At 61.3% G+C, this 2,049-nt stretch carries 3 protein-coding genes; all 3 read left to right on the top strand.

Annotated features, from left to right (window positions below; genetic code table 11):
* Window positions 1-1,258 (top strand): chemotaxis protein CheW (locus ACNPP0_RS10365; protein WP_448705819.1); only part of this gene is annotated, 1,258 nt, incomplete at its 5' end.
* A 17-nt stretch (window positions 1,259-1,275) separates the two neighbouring features.
* Window positions 1,276-1,776 (top strand): chemotaxis protein CheW, encoded by a 501-nt coding sequence (gene cheW / locus ACNPP0_RS10360; protein ID WP_006219029.1) that lies wholly within the window; start codon window positions 1,276-1,278, stop codon window positions 1,774-1,776.
* Between the two features lie 93 nt (window positions 1,777-1,869).
* Window positions 1,870-2,049: Tar ligand binding domain-containing protein (locus ACNPP0_RS10355; RefSeq protein WP_448705818.1), on the top strand; the 180-nt coding region annotated here is incomplete at its 3' end.

Raw genomic sequence — 2,049 nt, 5'->3', positions numbered from 1 at the left:
CGAAGCCATCACGCAAGCCGCCGCCCGCGCCTCGCGTCCGGCTGCGCCCGCGCATGCCGACAAGGAATCCACGTCGATTCGGGTGGGCGTTGAAAAAGTCGACCAGGTCATCAACCTGGTGGGCGAGCTGGTCATCACGCAAGCCATGCTGGCGCAGACCGCGTCCACGCTGGACCCGGTGCTGCACGACCGCTTGCTCAACGGCATGGAACAGCTGGAACGCAACGCCCGCGACTTGCAGGAAGCGGTGATGTCGATCCGCATGATGCCGATGGACTACGTGTTCAGCCGCTTCCCGCGTCTGGTGCGCGATATCGCCGGCAAGATGGGCAAGCAGATCGAATTGCAGACCTACGGCCGCGCGACCGAGTTGGACAAGAGCCTGATCGAACGCATCATCGACCCGCTGACGCACTTGGTGCGCAACAGCCTGGACCACGGTATCGAAACGCCCGAAAAGCGTATCGCCGCCGGCAAGGACCCGGTTGGCCAGCTGGTGCTGTCCGCGCAACACAACGGCGGCAACATCGTCATCGAAGTCAGCGATGACGGCGGTGGCTTGAACCGCGAAAAGATCTTGAAGAAAGCCATGGCACAGGGTCTGGCCGTCAACGAGAATTCGCCAGACGATGAAATCTGGCAACTGATCTTCGCGCCGGGTTTCTCCACGGCCGAAAAGGTCACGGACATCTCGGGCCGCGGCGTGGGCATGGACGTCGTGCGCCGCAACATCCAGGACATGGGCGGCCACGTGCAGCTGTCGTGCGAGCCGGGCAACGGCACCACCACGCGCATCGTGCTGCCGCTGACGCTGGCCATTCTGGACGGCATGTCGGTTCGGGTGGGCGAAGAAACCTTCATCCTGCCGCTGAACCACGTTACCGAATCGCTGCAACCGACCAACGACCAGATCTACTCGGTGGCGGGCAACGAACGCGTCATGCATGTGCGCGGCGAATACCTGCCGCTGGTCGAGATGCACCGCGTGTTCTCGGTTGCCCAGGCGCAGACCGATCCCACGCAGGCCATCGCGGTCATCATGCAGGCCGAAGACCGCCGTTTTGCACTGCTGGTGGATCACCTGATCGGTCAGCACCAGGTGGTGGTCAAGAACCTGGAATCCAACTACCGCAAGGTGCCTGGCATCTCGGCCGCCACCATCCTGGGTGATGGCAGCGTGGCCCTGATTGTCGACGTATTTGCGCTTGCGCGCGCCAACCGTGAGCGTTGGTCGCAGCCCGAAGCCATTCTGAATTGATGGAGCAATAAAAAATCATGGCAGCCAAACCGCAAGCGCAATCCGCGCGCAACGAAGATGTCGGCAGCGAATTCCTCGTCTTCACGCTGGGCGACGAAGAGTACGGCATCGACATCCTGAAGGTGCAGGAAATCCGCGGCTACGACGCCGACACGGTGACCCGTATCGCCAACGTTCCCACGTTCATCAAGGGCGTGACGAACCTGCGCGGCATCATCGTCCCGATCGTGGACCTGCGCATCAAGTTCAACCTGGGTCGCGTCGACTACAACGAGCAGACCGTCGTCATCATTCTCAACCTGGATCGCCGCGTGGTCGGCATCGTGGTTGACGGCGTGTCCGACGTGCTGATGTTGAACGCCGGCCAGATTCGTCCGGCACCGGAATTCGGCGCCACCTTGTCCACCGAATACCTGACCGGTCTGGGCACGGTGGACGAACGCATGCTGATCCTGGTCGACATCGAAAAGATGATGACCAGCGATGAAATGGCGCTGGTGGAGAAGGTCGCTTCCTGATCGGAATCCGGCCGGAACGCGGGGTAGAGGCGCCATATTCAATCCGATGTGGCGCTTTCCTTTAACGATTGCAGTCAAAGGGTGGTTCTTGAGATGCGCAAGTTTTTCGCGAACATGACGATACGCAGCAGCCTGTTGTGGGTGCTGGCGTTCTTCTCATTCATGTTGGTGATTGGGGCGGCGCTGGGCGTGCTGTCCCTGCGCATCAGCAATGGCACCCTGGCCGAAATCAAGCAAGCGCAGGAACTGGACGACGCGGTGGGCCGCGTCGTG

The organism is Achromobacter semiaridum (assembly GCF_053543755.1).
The sequence above is the reverse complement of the archived record's forward strand: the minus strand, read 5'-3'. Positions and strand labels throughout refer to the sequence as shown.